General features: G+C 73.5%; 18 protein-coding genes. 10 read left to right on the top strand and 8 right to left on the bottom strand.

The genetic code is table 11. The features are described 5' to 3' along the window. The first annotated feature begins 3 nt into the window (after positions 1-3). A complete protein-coding gene (locus QF034_RS02805) occupies positions 4-990 on the top strand; it encodes a phosphotransferase family protein (RefSeq protein WP_307173378.1) in 987 nt (328 codons plus the stop codon). 90 nt (positions 991-1,080) lie between these two features. Further along, positions 1,081-1,353, top strand: coding sequence for a hypothetical protein (locus QF034_RS02800; protein WP_086565192.1), 273 nt, complete (start codon positions 1,081-1,083; stop codon positions 1,351-1,353). Positions 1,354-1,462: 109 nt separating this feature from the next. Here the strand turns inward: QF034_RS02800 and QF034_RS02795 are convergent, their stop codons facing one another. The 4 genes from QF034_RS02795 to QF034_RS02780 all read right to left on the bottom strand — a co-directional run bounded on the left by QF034_RS02795 (position 1,463) and on the right by QF034_RS02780 (position 6,135). Next, entirely contained in the window at positions 1,463-2,491 is a 1,029-nt protein-coding gene (locus QF034_RS02795) for an SDR family oxidoreductase (RefSeq protein WP_307173377.1), read from the bottom strand. A 247-nt stretch (positions 2,492-2,738) separates the two neighbouring features. Then, complete coding sequence (locus QF034_RS02790; RefSeq protein ID WP_307179783.1) at positions 2,739-3,917, bottom strand: FUSC family protein; 1,179 nt, start codon at positions 3,915-3,917, stop codon at positions 2,739-2,741. Positions 3,918-4,377: 460 nt separating this feature from the next. After that, positions 4,378-5,043, bottom strand: a complete 666-nt coding sequence (locus QF034_RS02785; RefSeq protein ID WP_307173376.1) for an HAD family hydrolase — start codon at positions 5,041-5,043, stop codon at positions 4,378-4,380. Between the two features lie 51 nt (positions 5,044-5,094). Then, positions 5,095-6,135: a PHP domain-containing protein gene (locus QF034_RS02780; protein WP_307173375.1), complete on the bottom strand. Its 1,041-nt coding sequence runs from the start codon at positions 6,133-6,135 to the stop codon at positions 5,095-5,097. Positions 6,136-6,257: 122 nt separating this feature from the next. Here QF034_RS02780 and QF034_RS02775 point away from each other — a divergent pair, with 122 nt between their 5' ends. Then, positions 6,258-7,067, top strand: coding sequence for an SDR family oxidoreductase (locus QF034_RS02775; protein WP_307173374.1), 810 nt, complete (start codon positions 6,258-6,260; stop codon positions 7,065-7,067). A gap of 67 nt (positions 7,068-7,134) precedes the next feature. Then, positions 7,135-7,371 (top strand): hypothetical protein, encoded by a 237-nt coding sequence (locus QF034_RS02770; RefSeq protein ID WP_307173373.1) that lies wholly within the window; start codon positions 7,135-7,137, stop codon positions 7,369-7,371. A gap of 48 nt (positions 7,372-7,419) precedes the next feature. Here QF034_RS02770 and QF034_RS02765 read toward each other — a convergent pair whose 3' ends face one another. Further along, on the bottom strand, positions 7,420-7,965 hold the full coding sequence (locus tag QF034_RS02765; protein ID WP_307173372.1) for a VanZ family protein: 546 nt from the start codon (positions 7,963-7,965) through the stop codon (positions 7,420-7,422). Between the two features lie 234 nt (positions 7,966-8,199). On the opposite strand from QF034_RS02765, the gene QF034_RS02760 reads away from it, so the two are divergent. The 6 genes from QF034_RS02760 to QF034_RS02735 are packed head-to-tail and all read left to right on the top strand — an operon-like array spanning position 8,200 to position 11,947. Beyond that, positions 8,200-8,355 (top strand): hypothetical protein, encoded by a 156-nt coding sequence (locus tag QF034_RS02760; protein ID WP_370880762.1) that lies wholly within the window; start codon positions 8,200-8,202, stop codon positions 8,353-8,355. Further along, positions 8,352-8,804: a monovalent cation/H+ antiporter complex subunit F gene (locus QF034_RS02755; protein WP_307173370.1), complete on the top strand. Its 453-nt coding sequence runs from the start codon at positions 8,352-8,354 to the stop codon at positions 8,802-8,804. The genes QF034_RS02760 and QF034_RS02755 overlap by 4 nt, the downstream gene beginning before the upstream one ends. A 24-nt stretch (positions 8,805-8,828) precedes the next feature. Then, positions 8,829-9,089 (top strand): Na(+)/H(+) antiporter subunit B, encoded by a 261-nt coding sequence (locus QF034_RS02750; protein ID WP_307173369.1) that lies wholly within the window; start codon positions 8,829-8,831, stop codon positions 9,087-9,089. Next, complete coding sequence (locus QF034_RS02745) at positions 9,086-9,826, top strand: MnhB domain-containing protein (RefSeq protein WP_307173368.1); 741 nt, start codon at positions 9,086-9,088, stop codon at positions 9,824-9,826. The genes QF034_RS02750 and QF034_RS02745 overlap by 4 nt, the downstream gene beginning before the upstream one ends. Before the next feature lie 10 nt (positions 9,827-9,836). Beyond that, positions 9,837-10,184, top strand: coding sequence for a sodium:proton antiporter (locus tag QF034_RS02740; protein WP_307173367.1), 348 nt, complete (start codon positions 9,837-9,839; stop codon positions 10,182-10,184). After that, positions 10,184-11,947, top strand: a complete 1,764-nt coding sequence (locus QF034_RS02735) for a complex I subunit 5 family protein (RefSeq protein ID WP_307173365.1) — start codon at positions 10,184-10,186, stop codon at positions 11,945-11,947. The genes QF034_RS02740 and QF034_RS02735 overlap by 1 nt, the downstream gene beginning before the upstream one ends. Here QF034_RS02735 and QF034_RS02730 read toward each other — a convergent pair whose 3' ends face one another. The 3 genes from QF034_RS02730 to QF034_RS02720 all read right to left on the bottom strand — a co-directional run bounded on the left by QF034_RS02730 (position 11,948) and on the right by QF034_RS02720 (position 13,763). After that, positions 11,948-12,610 (bottom strand): DUF4230 domain-containing protein, encoded by a 663-nt coding sequence (locus tag QF034_RS02730; RefSeq protein WP_307173364.1) that lies wholly within the window; start codon positions 12,608-12,610, stop codon positions 11,948-11,950. It abuts the gene before it with no gap. Positions 12,611-12,718: 108 nt separating this feature from the next. Then, positions 12,719-13,099: an anti-sigma factor antagonist gene (locus QF034_RS02725; RefSeq protein ID WP_307173363.1), complete on the bottom strand. Its 381-nt coding sequence runs from the start codon at positions 13,097-13,099 to the stop codon at positions 12,719-12,721. A 226-nt stretch (positions 13,100-13,325) separates the two neighbouring features. Continuing rightward, positions 13,326-13,763, bottom strand: coding sequence for a MarR family winged helix-turn-helix transcriptional regulator (locus tag QF034_RS02720; protein ID WP_307173362.1), 438 nt, complete (start codon positions 13,761-13,763; stop codon positions 13,326-13,328). Between the last annotated feature and the right edge of the window lie 45 nt (positions 13,764-13,808).

Raw genomic sequence — 13,808 nt, 5'->3', positions numbered from 1 at the left:
ACGGTGGTGGACTCCTGGGAACGGGCCCGGCACATCCTGGAGGCGGCGGGCCTGGACCCCGGCCGCCTCGCCCACCTCGCCCCGCTGACCGGCGGCACGTACAACACCGTCGAGGAACTCCGCCTCACCGACGGCACCCGTTACGTGCTGAAGGTCCCGCCCGCGGCGGCCACCCCCGGCCTCCGCCACGAGCGCCGGCTCCTCGTCTCGGAGGCCGAGTTCTACCGCTCGGCCGCCCGCGCCGGAGTCACCGCACCGCAGCTCGTGTCCATGGGGGACGACTTCCTGCTGATGACGGCCTGCCCCGGCGACTCCTGGGACGGCTCGCTCACCGACGCGGAACAGACCGCGCTGCGCACGGAGCTGGGCCGCCAGACGGCCCTGCTGCACCGCGTGACGGGCCCCGGCTTCGGCTATCCCTCCGGCGCCCTCGGCCCGCTGGCCCCCGACTGGCGGACCGCGTTCACGACGATGTTCGACGCCGTCCTCGACGACGCCCGGCGCTACGGGGCGCGGCTGCCCCGCCCCGTTGACGCGGTGGCCCGTACCGCCCGGTCCGCGTACGACGCCCTCGACGAGGTCACCGTCCCGTGCCTCGTGCACTTCGACCTGTGGAGGGGCAACATCCTGGTCGACCGCTCGGGCGGCGACGCCCGCATCGGCGGCCTCATCGACGGGGAGCGCATGTTCTGGGGCGACCCCCTGGCCGACTTCGTCTCCCTGGCGCTGCTGGGCGACATCGAACGGGACGAGGCGTTCCTGGCGGGCTACCGGGAGGCCGACGGCAGGGCCCGTTTCGACGCCCCCGCCCGCCTCCGGCTGGCCCTGTACCGCGCGTACCTGTACCTGATCATGCTCACCGAGACGATTCCGCGCGAGGTCGGGGAGGAACAGGAGCGCTGGGTGCAGGAGAGGGTCGCTCCGGAACTGATCGCGGCCCTGGACGAGATCGAGGGGGCGTCCCGGCCTCCCTGTGAGCTCACCTCGTGAACACCCTGCCGGAGCGGGCACCGCGCTGAGGTTTCTCAGGTCACCGCGGAGGTACTCGCGTGGCGCCCGGACCAGTGAAGGGAGCACGCCGTGACCGACCACCGCCTCGAAGGACCCGGCGAGAACGGTGACCCCGTGCCGCGGGACATGCCGGACCAGCAGGCCGACGCCGGCGAGGACCCGTGGGAGGTCGCCCCGCGCTTCACGGGCACCGGCAAGGACCGGAAGGACGACGAGGACGAGGCCGACGAGCCTGCCGACGACGTCCCCGACACCGACGAAGCGGGGACGGGACGGCAGGGCGAACCGCGCTCGGGAACCGTCCACCCCGAGCATCCGGCGCCGGACGAGTCCTCCGCCTGATCCTCCGCCGGAGCGCCGTTCAGCGCTCCGGCGGTGTGAGCGCCGATGGCCGCAGCCGACCGTGGGGGCCGGCTGCGGCCATCGGTCGTCCTGGCCGGGGGACCCGCGGTCAGCCCACCTTGCGGCCCCGCAGCGGTTCCGTGCGTGCGCCCGCGCCCTGCTGAAGGCCCTGGAGGAACTCCTGAAGCACCTCCGTCGCCGTGTGCTCAGGCCGCCAGCCGAGTTCCGCACGCGCACGCGTGCAGTCCATCAGGGGCAGCCGCAGCACCGCGTCGAACAGGTGCGGGGAGGCGGGCAGCAGGTGCAGGCCCCAGGCGGCGGCGATCGCCGAACGGGCCGCGGTGCGCGGCAGCCGCACCGGGCGCGCACCGAGCATCTCGCCCAGCACCTGTGCGTCGACCGACTGCTCGGCCGCCAGATTGAAGGCACCCCGGGCGTCGGAGTGCACGGCCAGCCGGTACGCGTTCGCCGCGTCGTCCGTGTGCAGCGCCTGCACCCGCAGCCCCGGGATGTCGGGCAGGAAGGGCAGCAGCTCCGGGCGGGCCAGCGGGCCGGGCAGGAAACGCCCGCCGAAGATCCGGCGCTGCTCGCTCGCGGACTGCCGCTTGAAGAGGAAGGCGGGCCGCATCCGCACCACCCGCGTCTCGGGGTGGTCGCGCTCGAACGTGTCCAGCGCGCGCTCCAGATAGGCCTTCTCCCGGCAGTACGCGGCGTCCGGCCAGCCGTGCGTCGGCCACGACTCGTCCACCGCCCGGTCCTTCGGGCCCGGCGAGTACGCGCCGACCGACGAGGCGTGCACCAGCGCCGGCACGCCCGCTTCGGCCACCGCCTCGAACACCCGCATGCTGCCGAGCACATTGGTGCGCCAGGTCGCCGCCGGGTCGTGCGTCGGCTGGAACGCCCAGGCCAGATGGACCACCGCGGCGGCGCCCTGGAACTGCTCGACCAGATCAGCCTCCTCGGAGGCCAGGTCGACCGCCGACCAGTCCGTCTTCGGCGGCGACCAGTCGGGGATCCGCCGCGCCAGGCCCAGCACGGAGGTGACCTCCGGATCCTCCGAGAGGAGGCGCACGACGCTGGTGCCCACGTTGCCGGTGGCGCCCGTGACGACGACCCTCATGCCTGTTCCGCTGCTCACCATCCGCTCCTCTCGGCCGCGACCGTCCTCGGAGAGGACCGAGTACCCGAGTCGGGGCGAACGCACCGGGGCAGCCGATCGCGCGCGGGCAGAGGAAAGCCCCGGCCGGACGGGGGAATCACGGCCGGGGCGGCTCAGGAGGTGGACGTACGGCCCGGGGACACCGTCCCCTCCGCACCCACATGTCGTTCAACGGGGAACTACCTCTGGGTGTTCCGGGCTCGGACCTGTTTCCCGGTGATGTGTGTCACCGCTCCTCGTGCTCCGGGAGGATCTCTACCCACAGGTTCTCGGCCTGGAGCAGCAGTGTGCCGAGCACCGCCGTGTGCTCGGCGCCCAGCCCGGCGTGCTCCCGCAGCCTTTCCTGCAAGTACCGGTGCAGCTCCCGCATCCTCTCCTCCCTGTCGTCGTCCGGGCGGGGATCCGCGCTGCCGTTGAGCAGGCGGTCGGCCTCCGTGTTGCAGACCTCCCCGAGCATGTCCAGCAGATCCGCGTACGAGCGAAGGGCCGCGCCCTCGGGCGGGGCGGGCGTGCGGTTGCCGTCCACGGCCACCGCGAGGGCCCGGGTCAGGGCGGTGACGTGCCCGGTGACACGGCTGAGGCGTTCGTCCTCGTCCGGCGGCGGCAGGGGCATGTGCGGAACGCGGTGCAGGGCGCGCAGCGGGCCGTAGGTCAGGCGCAGGCTCTCCTGGCTCCAGCGGCGCGCCGAGCGCAACGCCTCCAGATGGTGCTCCAGCCGTGCCGAGGCGTTGAGCCAGCCGGCGGCGGTCTGTGCGTCCCAGTCGCCCTCGTGCAGGTCCGCGGCGATTGAGCGCAGCACGTCGCCCGATTCCCGGGCGAGGGTCGCGAGGTTCTCCCGGACGTCCCGCAGATGGATCGGCGGCAGCACGAGCGCGTTGACGGCGACGCCGATGACCGCGCCGAGCGCCGCCTGCCCCACCCGGTGCCCGACGCCGGCCAGGCCGGCCATGCCCGAGGTGAGGGTGAACAGCGCCGTGGTCGCCGCGTAGATGCCCTGGTCGCCGAAGCGGGGCCAGTTCGAGAGCAACATCAGCACGGGGACGGACAGGGCGAGCGCGCCCGTCGTGTCGCCGGTGAGGGCCAGCGTCGCCGAGGCCAGCACGGTGCCGACGCAGATCGCGCCGAACTGCCGTGCGCCCTGGACGAGCGAGCTGTAGACGGTGGCCTGCACCAGCACCAGTGCGACCCACGGCGCCATCAGGGCCAGCGGGTCGCCCATCCAGACGCCGCCCACCAGCCAGGCGATCACCGCCGCCGCGGCGGCCTTCAACGACTGGACGACCAGGTCCCGCTCCCGCCCGGGCTCCCGCCAGGCGGCCCGCACGGCCTCCACGACCCGCCGCGCCTCCCGCCGAACGGCGTCCAGCGGCCGCACGGAGCGGACGCCGTGCCCGAGGTCCTCCATCCGCTCCCGCAGGGCATTGGCGGCCACCCGGCTGTCCACGGCGCTGCGGGCCCGGGTCTCCCGGTCCTCCCGGTCTTCCCGGCTGTCGGGCGGTGCCTCCTGGGTCGTCTGCGTGTCCGTTGCTTTGCGGGGCGGTGCCTTCTCGGCTGTCCGGCTGTCTGTCGCTCGGTGGGCCCCCGCCTCCCGGGCCGACGCGTCGTCCGTCGTCGCCGCGTCCGGCCGTGCCTCCCGCGATACCTGGCTGTCACTCGTCTCGTCGGGTCCCGTCTCTCTGGCCGACGGGTTGTCTGTCGTCCTGTCGGGTCCCGTCCCCCGGGTCGACCCCCGGGAGGGGCCGGTGTCGTTCGTTGTCGCGGCTTCGTCCTTTCGGCGGCCGAAGGCGTGAGCCGCCCGTCGAACCACACTCCTCACACGCGTCATGCGCTGCGAGTATCCGCGTGACCGGGGGTTTCACGCCGCCTCATGCCAGCGGACTGTCCCGCAGGGACGACAGAAGGTGCGCGGGGTCGGCGTAGACCGCGTCCGCGCCGGCCTTCTCCAGGTCGGTGCGCGGGATGCCGCCGCACAGGACGCCCACACAGCGCACCCCGGCGCGGCTGCCCGCCCGCATGTCCCACACGGTGTCGCCGACGAAGACCGCACGCTCCGCCGGCACCCCGGCCAGCTCCAGGGCGTGCTCGACCGGCTCGGGCGCGGGCTTGCCCTCCTCCACGTCGTCGGCGCTGGCCGTGGCGGTGATGGCCTCGTCCGCGTCGATCGCCCGGCGCAGCGCGCTCAGCTCGGCGCCACCGGCGGAGGTGGCCAGTACCACGGCCCAGCCGTCCCGGTGCAGCCGCCGCAGGAGCGCCCCCGCCTCGGGCAGCGCGGGCAACCGGTCGAAGTACTGCCCGTACAGCGCCTTGTGCGCGGCGCTGATCGCCGCGTCCTGGTCCGTGTCCCGGTCCTCGCCGAGCAGGTGCGCGACGAGGTCGGTGGAGGCCAGGCCCACGGCCCGGTGAACGGCGTGCATCGGCACGTCGTGGCCCGCCTGCCGGAAGGCCTCCCACCACGTCACGACGTGCAGGTGGTTCGTGTCGACCAGTGTGCCGTCGACGTCGAACACGGCAGCCCGTTCCGCCTTCGCCATGCGTACGATCCCTTCCTCTCAGCCCACTCTCCGGCCCGACCGGGTACCACCTCAGCCGCCCGCCACGCCGGACGGCACCCGCCGCTCACGGGTCCAGGCCAGCAGCTCTTCCAGGGACCACGTGGTCACCACCCGCTCCGGCGGCACCCCGCACTCCTCCGCCCGCGCACACCCGTTGATCTGCCAGTCCAGCTGCCCCGGCGCGTGCGCGTCGGTGTCGACCGAGAACAGCACCCCCGCGTCCACGGCCCGGCGCAGCAGCCGCCGCGGCGGGTCGAGCCGCTCCGGCCGGCTGTTGATCTCCAATGCCGTGCCCGTCTCCGCGCACGCCGCGAACACCGCGTCCGCGTCGAACTCCGACTCCGGCCGCCCCCGCCCGGTCAGCAGCCGCCCCGTGCAGTGCCCGAGCACGTCCGAGTGCGGATCACGGACCGCGGCCACCATCCGCCGGGTCATCGACCGGGCGTCCATCCGCAGCTTGGAGTGCACCGACACCACCACCACGTCGAGCCGGTCCAGCAGCTCCGGCTCCTGGTCGAGGGAGCCGTCCTCGAGGATGTCGCACTCGATGCCGGTCAGCAGCCGGAACGGCGTCCAGGTCTCGTTCAGCTCCGCCACCACGTCCAGTTGCTCCCGCAGCCGCTCGGCCGACAGCCCCCGGGCCACCGTCAGACGCGGCGAGTGGTCGGTCAGCGCCGCCCACTCGTGCCCCAGCGCCGCCGCGGCCCGGCCCATCTCCTCGATCGGACTGCCGCCGTCCGACCAGTCGGAGTGCAGATGGCAGTCGCCGCGCAGCAGCGCCCGCAGCCGCTCGCCGCCCCGTACGGCAGGCGGCTCCTTCGCCTCGCCCTCCAGCTTGCGCAGATAGCCCGGCTCCTCACCGGCCAGTGCCTCCCGTACCACCTGCGCGGTCTTCGGCCCGACCCCCTTGAGCGACTCCAGCGACCCGGCGTCCGCCCGCCGGCGCACCTCGTCCTCGCCCAGCTCCTTCAGCACCCGGGACGCCGTACGGAAGGCGCGCACGCGGTAGGTCGGTGCCAGGGACCGCTCCAGCAGGAAGGCGATCCGGTCCAGTGCCTCGACGGGGTCCATCGCCACCTCCACCTCAAGGGTTCCCCAGCGCCCGGCGGGCCGCACGACGGGCGCGCGGTTTGCCCGGTACGCACCCGGGTACTGCGATGCCTCGTCCCGAACGCGCCGACGAGGAGGCCGCCATGCCCGACCCCACCGCACCCCCCGGCAAGGTCGCCGTGATCACCGGCGCCGACTCCGGCATCGGCAGGGCCACCGCCGTACGGCTCGCCGAGGCGGGCATGGACGTCGGCATCACCTGGCACAGCGACCACAAGGGAGCGGAGGAGACGGCCGAGGAGGTCCGGGCGCACGGGCGGCGGGCCGAGGTCGCCCGGATGGACCTCACCCGGCTGCCCGACGCCGCCGACACCGTCGACGAGTTGTGCGAGCGCCTCGGCCGTCTCGACGTGCTGGTCAACAACGCCGGGACCGGCACCATGACGCCCTTCCTCGACCTGGAGCTGTCCGACGTGCGCGAGGTCCTCGACGTCGATCTGGTCGGGCCGTTCCTGTGCGGGCAGAAGGCGGCCCGGCACATGATCAGGCAGGGCGACGGCGGGCGGATCGTCAACATCACGTCCGTCCACGAGCACCAGCCGCGCGTGGGCGCCGCCCCGTACTGCGCCGCCAAGGGCGGTCTCGGTCTGCTCACGCAGGTCATGGCGCTCGAACTCGCGGAGTACCGCATCACCGTCAACGCCGTCGCACCCGGCGAGATCTCCACGCCCATGACCGGGCAGGAGGACACCGACCCGCACACCGAGAGCCGTCCCGGCGTGCCGCTGGGCCGGCCCGGCGACGCCCGCGAGGTCGCCGCCGTCATCGCCTTCCTCGCCGGCCCGGACGCCTCGTACGTCACCGGCGCCTCCTGGAGCGTCGACGGCGGCATGCTCCGGATGGGCCCGCAGGCCGGCTCGCACCTGACGAGCGACGACTGGCGCCGCCCCTGAGCGGTCCGGCCCCTCCGGTCGGCGGCTGGACCCGGCACTACCGCCGGTTGCGCTCTAGGCTCGATGCATGACCGAAAGCGCGAGCCCGTACATGTCCCACCCGCGGATCATGGTGCTCGGGGTGCAGCCGGGCACACCGCCGTTCCGGATCGTGCAGATCGACGGCCAGGTGGTCGGTGAGGCCAAGGCCGTCATCGACGTACTGTCGGCCGCCGCCGCGTTCGGCATCACGGTCCATGACCTGGACGATCCGGACGTGGTCCGCTGGGTCGGCGGCGACAAGTTCACCTGGACCGTGCACTAGGCCTCGACCGTGCACCGAGTCGACCGTGCACCAGGTCTCGACCGTGCGCTAGGACTTTTCGGGCGCCGGCTTCTTCCCCGTCCGTACGCCGCGGGGCCGGCGCGCGTGGACCGCGCGGCTCAGGCGGCGGCCCAGGAGCAGGTAACCGATCAGCGCGCCCCCGGTGTTCAGGATGACGTCGTCGACGTCGAAGGCGCGGCCGGTGACCAGCGCGCCCTGGGCGAACTCCACCAGCAGCATCACCACGGCGGTCAGTAGCAGCACGCGCAGGATGCCGCGGGTGCGCGGGGCGACGACGGGCACGAGGACGCCGAAGGGGACGCCCAGCAGGATGTTGCCGCCGATCTGCCGGACGGCGTCCCGCAGTTCCGGCTGTTCGAGATAGGCCCTCAGGGAGCGCCCCGGGTGCAGATTGGTGTGGGTCAGCGCCTCCGACGCGGGCGACGGCTGGAGCGTGAGCCGGGCCAGCACCACGGCGAAGGCCACCATGAACGCGAAGGCGCACAGCATCGCCAGCAGCCGCACGGGCAGCGGCAGCTGGTGTCGCTCGCGGCCGGAGCCGGCCGTACGGGGACGTGAGGCTGCACCGGCCATTTTGTCCTCCAGTCTTCAACTTCCCTGGGTGATAAAGCGGTTACCCCCGGGTGCGCCGACGATGCCGCCGGGGGCCGTTCCCGGACACGGTTTCCCCGCCGTCCGCGGGGGCACTCCGCCCTGGGAGCCGCCGCGCGCCGTCGCGTCCCGCGGCCGGGGCGGTGCTTGGATGACCGCCACAACGATCAGCGCCCGTGGAGGTGGCGTGTGAACCGGCGTACGACGCTCCTCGCCGTGGCAGAGGTACCGCTGTGGTGGGCCGCGCTCACCGCGCTGTGGCTGGTCTTCATCTCCACCGTCGACCCGCTGGAACTCGCGGTCGGCGCGGGCGCGGCCCTCCTCGGGGCGCTCGCGGCGCGGGCCGCGCGACGGGCGGTGGCCGGACGGTGAACGGCTGGATCCTCGCCGCGACGCTCACCCTCGCCGCCGGCCTGACGGCGTCCCTGTGGGGCGTCGCCACCGGACCGCTGCGGCGCCGGGTCGTCGCCCAGAACCTGTCCACCGCGGTGGCCTGCCCGGGCCTGCTGCTCCTCGCGCAGGGCTACGACCGCCCCTCCTACGTCGATCTCGCCCTCGTTCTCGCCCTGCTCGGCCCGGTCGGCACGCTCGTCTTCGCCCGGCTGCTCGCCGGCGAACTGGCCGAGGACCCGCCCCGCGCCCGGGGCGTGACCTGGGCGGCGGCCGGCCTCGGGGCCGTGGTCGTGCTGGCGCTGTGCGCGGTCACGGGGCCGGGCCGGGCGATGGCGAAGCTCCTGGTGACCGGCGCCCTGCTGATCGGCGGCAACCTCGTCGCCTCGCGGGCGCTGACCGGAGGGGCCGGAGGGGCCGGTCGTGTATAGCGCCGGGCAGGGGAGAGGGCAGCCGTGGACGAAGCCGTGATCGCCGTCGCGCTGGTGCTGGTGGCGGCCTGTGCGACCGTGGCCGTGACCACCCGCGACCCCGTCCGCCAGGCCCTCGTGCTGTCCGTCCTCGGTGTCGTGCTCGCCGTGCTGTTCACCGTGCTCCAGGCCCCCGACGTCGGACTGTCGCAACTCGCGGTCGGCTCCGCGCTCACGCCGCTGTTGCTGCTGCTGACGGTCCGCAAGGTGAGACGGCGCGGGCAACGCGAGGGGAGCGGGAAGTGAGCCCCCGCACGCGGCTGTGGCTGCTCGCCGTGGGCGGCGCGGGCGTCGCCGCGCTGCTCGTCGCGGCCTGCCTCGGCCTGCCGGCCTTCGGCGGTGACCACCACCCCTACGGCGACCGCGCCGTCGAGGCGTCCCTGGCCCACCGCACCGCCAACACCATCGCCTCCGTCAACTTCGACCAGCGGGCCTTCGACACCCTCGGCGAACTGACCATCCTGTTCGCGGCCGTGCTCGGCTGCGTCGTCCTGCTGCGCCAGACCCGCGACGAGCACCGCGCCCGGCCCGAACCCGCCGAGGTCGCCCTGCCCGTACGCCGCTACGCCCTGCTCGTGCTGCCCGTCGCCCTGCTCACCGGCCTGTACGTCATCGCGCACGGGCAGCTCAGCCCCGGCGGCGGCTTCCAGGGCGGCGTGGCCGCCGCGACCGCCCTGCACCTGCTGTACCTGGGCGCCGACTACCGCGCCCTGGAACGCGTCCGGCCGGTCGCACTGTACGAGGTGGGCGACGGGGTCGCCGTCTGCGCCTACCTCGTCACGGGCGTCGCCGCGCTGCTCGGCGGCGCCGCCTTCCTCGCCAACACGCTGCTGCCGCACGGCACCTTCAACACCCTGTCCTCCGGCGGCACCGTCCCGCTGCTCAACGCCGCCGTCGGCATGGAGGTCGCCTGCGCCGTCGTCGTGCTGCTCGCCCGCTTCCTGGACCAGGCCGTCGAGATCGAGGAGGAGAGCGGAACGTGAGGCCGCTGTGATGGACGTGTTCGCCTACCTGGTCGCCGCGTGGGTCTTCCTGGCCGGCTGCTACGGCCTGGCCACCAGCCGCAATCTCATCCACGCCGTCGGCTGTCTGTCGGTGTGCCAGTCCGCCACCTATGTGCTGCTGCTGGCCGTCGGCTACCGGGACGGGGCCACCGCGCCCGTCTTCTCCGACCTGAAGCCCGGCGCACGGCCGGTCGTCGACCCGGTCGTGCAGGCCCTGGCCCTCACCGACGTCGTCGTCGGCGCCACCGTCACCGCACTGCTCCTCGCCCTCGTCGTGCAGGTGTCCAAGCGGCACGGCACCGTCGACCCCGACGAACTCTCCGAGCTGCGCGGCTGATGCACCACCTGCTGCCGCTCCTCGTCGCCGTCCCGCTGCTCGGGGCCGCCCTGCTGGCCGCCGCCGGCCGTCGCGTGCCCCGGGCCGCCGCCGAGTCCGCCGGCTGCGCGGTCTCCGCCGGAACCGCGGTGCTCGCGGTCGTGCTCCTGCTCGACTCCCCGCCACCGCAGGCGGAGTGGGTGGGCGGCTGGGTGCCCGTGCGCGGCGAGAGCGTCGGGATCGTCCTGGTGGGGGACGGGCCGGGGCTCGGCATGGCCGCGCTCGCCTCGACGCTGACCCTGGCCGCCCTGGTGTACTCCTGGCACTACTTCGACGAACCGCCGCGCGGGCACACCGGATCGTTCCCGGCGCTGCTGCTGCTCTTCCAGGCGGGCATGTGCGGCTTCGCGATCGCGGGCGACCTGTTCAACGCGTTCGTGTGGTTCGAGCTGATGAGCGTCGTCGCCTACGCGCTGACCGGCCACCGGGTCGAGGAGGCCCGGGCCGTGCAGGGCGCGCTGACCTTCGGCGTCGTCAACTCGCTGGGCGCGTACGCGATGCTGATGGGCATCGGGCTGCTGTATGCCCGCACCGGCGAGCTGGGCATGACGCGGATCGGGCGGGTGCTGGACGCGCACGGTCCGCCCGACGCGGTGGTCCTCGCGGGATTCGTCCTGGTCCTGACCGGGCTGCTGGTCAAGGGCGCGGCCGTCCCGTTCCACTTCTGGCTGCCGGACGCGCACGCCGTGGCCCCCACCCCGGTCTGCATGCTGCTGTCGGGCGTCATGGTGGAGCTCGGCGCCTTCGGCGTGTGGCGGACCTACGACACCGTCTTCTCCGGGCCGGGCGGGCTGCCCGCCGCCGACGTGGAGCGGGCCCTGGTGGCGCTCGGCGTGCTGACGGCGGTCGTCGGCGCGGTCATGTGCTGGTACCAGCGGCACATCAAACGGCTGCTGGCCTACTCGACCGTCGCCCACATGGGGCTGTTCCTCACCGGCATCGGCACCCTCACCCCGGAGGCGGACGACGGGGTCGCCCTCTACATCCTGGGACACGCCGGTGTGAAGGCGGCGCTGTTCGCCTGCACGGGCATCCTCCTCGACCGGTACGGCTCGGTCGACGAGCACGCGCTGTACGGCCGGGCCCGGCGGCTGCGCGGAGTGGCCGTGCTGTTCGTCGCGGGCGGTCTCGGCCTCGCCGGACTGCCGCCGTTCGGCACGGCGCTCGGCAAGTCGGTCACCGAGGAGGCCGTGGGCGGCCCGCTCACCGTGCTGTACGTCCTGGCGAGCGCGGTGACCGCCGGGGCCGTCCTGCGGGTCGCCGCGCGCGTGTTCCTCGGCCTCGGTCCCCGGCCGGAGGAAGGGGACGCGTACGAGACCACCGGCTCCGGCGAGGCGCCCGAGACCCGGCAGCGGCTGAGCCGGGTCCCGGACACCATGACGGCCGTCCCGGCGGTGCTGCTCGCCGGATCCCTCGCCGTCGGTGTGGTCCCCGGCTTCGGCGGCACGGTGGGGCATGCCGTGCAGGAGGCCGGAACCGGCGGCCTGGTGCACGTCTCCGTGCACTGGACCCCGCTCGGCGTCCTGCTCGGCCTCGTGTCCACCGCGCTGGCGCTCGCCCTCGCGGCGGTGGCCGTCACCCGGCCGCGGCTGTTCGCCGCGCCGGACCGTGCGCCGGCGCTGCGGCGCCTGCAGTCCGGGCACGTCGGGGACTACGTCGCGTGGCTGCTGGTGGGCACCACGCTGCTGGGCGCGCTGGCCCTGCCCGGAATCCTCGGGAGCTGATCAGCTCCCGTACGAGACGCGCACCTCCTCGAAGCCCAGGGAACGCAGCAGACCTTCGAGCATGCCCCTGGTGTTGCCCTCGGCGCGGGCGGTCAGCTCGCTCTCCTTCGCCGCGTCGCCGATGTGCCGTACCGCGAGTTTCTGCACGGCCTGTTCGCCGCCCGGGTTGTCCGAGAAGAGGTCGCCGAGGCGGTCGAGGAGACCGCGCTGCTTGGAGACCGCGTAGGAACGGTCGGGGTCCAGGGCCGGCTTGCCCAGCCGCGCGTGCGGCAGCCGGAGCGTGGCGGACGTGCGGTCGCCGTTGACCTGCACGTCGTCGTCGCCGACCTTGCCCAGGTCGACGTAGGCGTCGACGGTGCCCGCACCGACGTACAGGGTGCGGGTGCCGCGGATCGCGTCGGGGAGGAACTTGGCGTCCTTCTCCAGGTCCACGACGACCTGGAAGTTGCCGGAGGCGGCGTCGTAACGGCTGAGGTCCTGGATGGACTTCAGCAGCGCGGGGCCGGACCGGTCGTGCGTTTCGGTGCCGAACAGGTCCTTCAGACCCGGGATCACGCTCAGCCGGATCCCGGCGAAGAACACGACGAGCACCAGCACGAGGGCGCCCACCACCTTCGCCCAGCCGGGCACGCGCCGGGGGAGACGCTTGACGGGAGTCGTCATGCGACGGCCCTCCTTCCTACTGTCCGGATGCCCGTCACGGGCCTTGCCAGACCGGCGGGTTGAGGACAGGAGGACGTCAGCGGAAGCACCGCGGGGCGCACGCGGGCGTCATACCGGGCCGGAGGCCGCCTCCGGCTGCTCCAGGGCCGCGTCCAGCGTCGGCTGCGGGGGCAGCAGCCGGGACAGGCCGGTGATCCGCAGGACGCGCAGTGTCAGAGGGTGGGCGCAGACGAGGAGGAGCTGCCCTTCCCGGTCGAGCACCCGGCTCCTGGCCCGGTACAGCAGCCGCAGGCCCGAGCAGTCGAAGAACTCGATCCGGCTGAGGTCGATCACGACCCGGGCGGCGCGGCGGTTCGTCTCCCGGTCCAGGTGCGGGGCGATCTCCGTGGCCGCGGCGAGGTCGATCTCGCCGCGGAACTCCAGCACCGTGTGTCCCCGTTCCTGGCGGACGCGCAGATGCCGGGTGAGCGGTGCAGGTTCCTGCCGCACGACGAGATCGCCTCCAGCCTGCTCCGTGCGTGGGGAGGGGCCGCGGTCCTCAGAACCGTTCCCCGCCCTGCAAGTTACCCTCCAACGAGTGAATTTGAGCATGTTCGATTGACATATGTCTCTGAATTGCGGCCGAGTTGGCCGAGGTTCGCGCGGGGGCGTGCGCGGGCGTGAGCGCAGGCGTGATTCCGGGCGTGCGCCTCGGGGCACGACAGGGTGCCCCGGGCTACGACAGGGCGTGCCAGGCCTTGATCAGGGCTTGGCGGAACTGCTCGGTCTGGTGTGCCGTCAGGTCGCGCACCATCCGCTCCTCCAGCTCCCGGACGGGCCCGGCGTACTGTGAGAGCAGCTCCCGCCCGGCGTCGGTGAGCAGAATCAGCAGCTCGCGGCGGTTGCGGGGGTTGCGCTCCCGGCGCACCAGACCGCGGCCTTCGAGGGAGCGGACGAGGTCGGCGATGGACTGCGCGGTGACGAAGGAGTCGCGTGCCAGCTGGGCCGCCGACAGTCCGTCGTGCCGCTCCAGGACGGTCAGCGCGGTGTACTGCAGAGCGGTGATCCCGGAGGGCCTGACCAGGTCGTCCAGGTGGGAGCGCACGACGAGCTCCACCTGCTTGACCATGTAGAGCAGGGAAGGGGGCGCCTTGGTCACCTGTGCGTCGAGCATGGAGGCAGGTTAGACCATTGACAGGAAACCTGTCTGTAATGAGAC

Source organism: Streptomyces africanus (assembly GCF_030816955.1).
GTDB classification, from domain to species: domain Bacteria; phylum Actinomycetota; class Actinomycetes; order Streptomycetales; family Streptomycetaceae; genus Streptomyces; species Streptomyces africanus.
Note: the sequence above shows the minus strand (reverse complement) of the source record. Positions and strands in the feature narration are given on the sequence as shown.

Bases quoted from the DNA above. Each gene is read 5' to 3' on its own strand.
- QF034_RS02790 (WP_307179783.1), bottom strand. From the start codon at position 3,917: ATGGAGGACCTCGGGCACGGCGTCCGCTCCGTGCGGCCGCTGGACGCC.
- QF034_RS02785 (WP_307173376.1), bottom strand. From the start codon at position 5,043: ATGGCGAAGGCGGAACGGGCTGCCGTGTTCGACGTCGACGGCACACTG.
- QF034_RS02780 (WP_307173375.1), bottom strand. From the start codon at position 6,135: ATGGACCCCGTCGAGGCACTGGACCGGATCGCCTTCCTGCTGGAGCGG.
- QF034_RS02775 (WP_307173374.1), top strand. From the start codon at position 6,258: ATGCCCGACCCCACCGCACCCCCCGGCAAGGTCGCCGTGATCACCGGC.
- QF034_RS02770 (WP_307173373.1), top strand. From the start codon at position 7,135: ATGACCGAAAGCGCGAGCCCGTACATGTCCCACCCGCGGATCATGGTG.
- QF034_RS02765 (WP_307173372.1), bottom strand. From the start codon at position 7,965: ATGGCCGGTGCAGCCTCACGTCCCCGTACGGCCGGCTCCGGCCGCGAG.
- QF034_RS02740 (WP_307173367.1), top strand. From the start codon at position 9,837: ATGGACGTGTTCGCCTACCTGGTCGCCGCGTGGGTCTTCCTGGCCGGC.
- QF034_RS02735 (WP_307173365.1), top strand. From the start codon at position 10,184: ATGCACCACCTGCTGCCGCTCCTCGTCGCCGTCCCGCTGCTCGGGGCC.
- QF034_RS02730 (WP_307173364.1), bottom strand. From the start codon at position 12,610: ATGACGACTCCCGTCAAGCGTCTCCCCCGGCGCGTGCCCGGCTGGGCG.
- QF034_RS02720 (WP_307173362.1), bottom strand. From the start codon at position 13,763: ATGCTCGACGCACAGGTGACCAAGGCGCCCCCTTCCCTGCTCTACATG.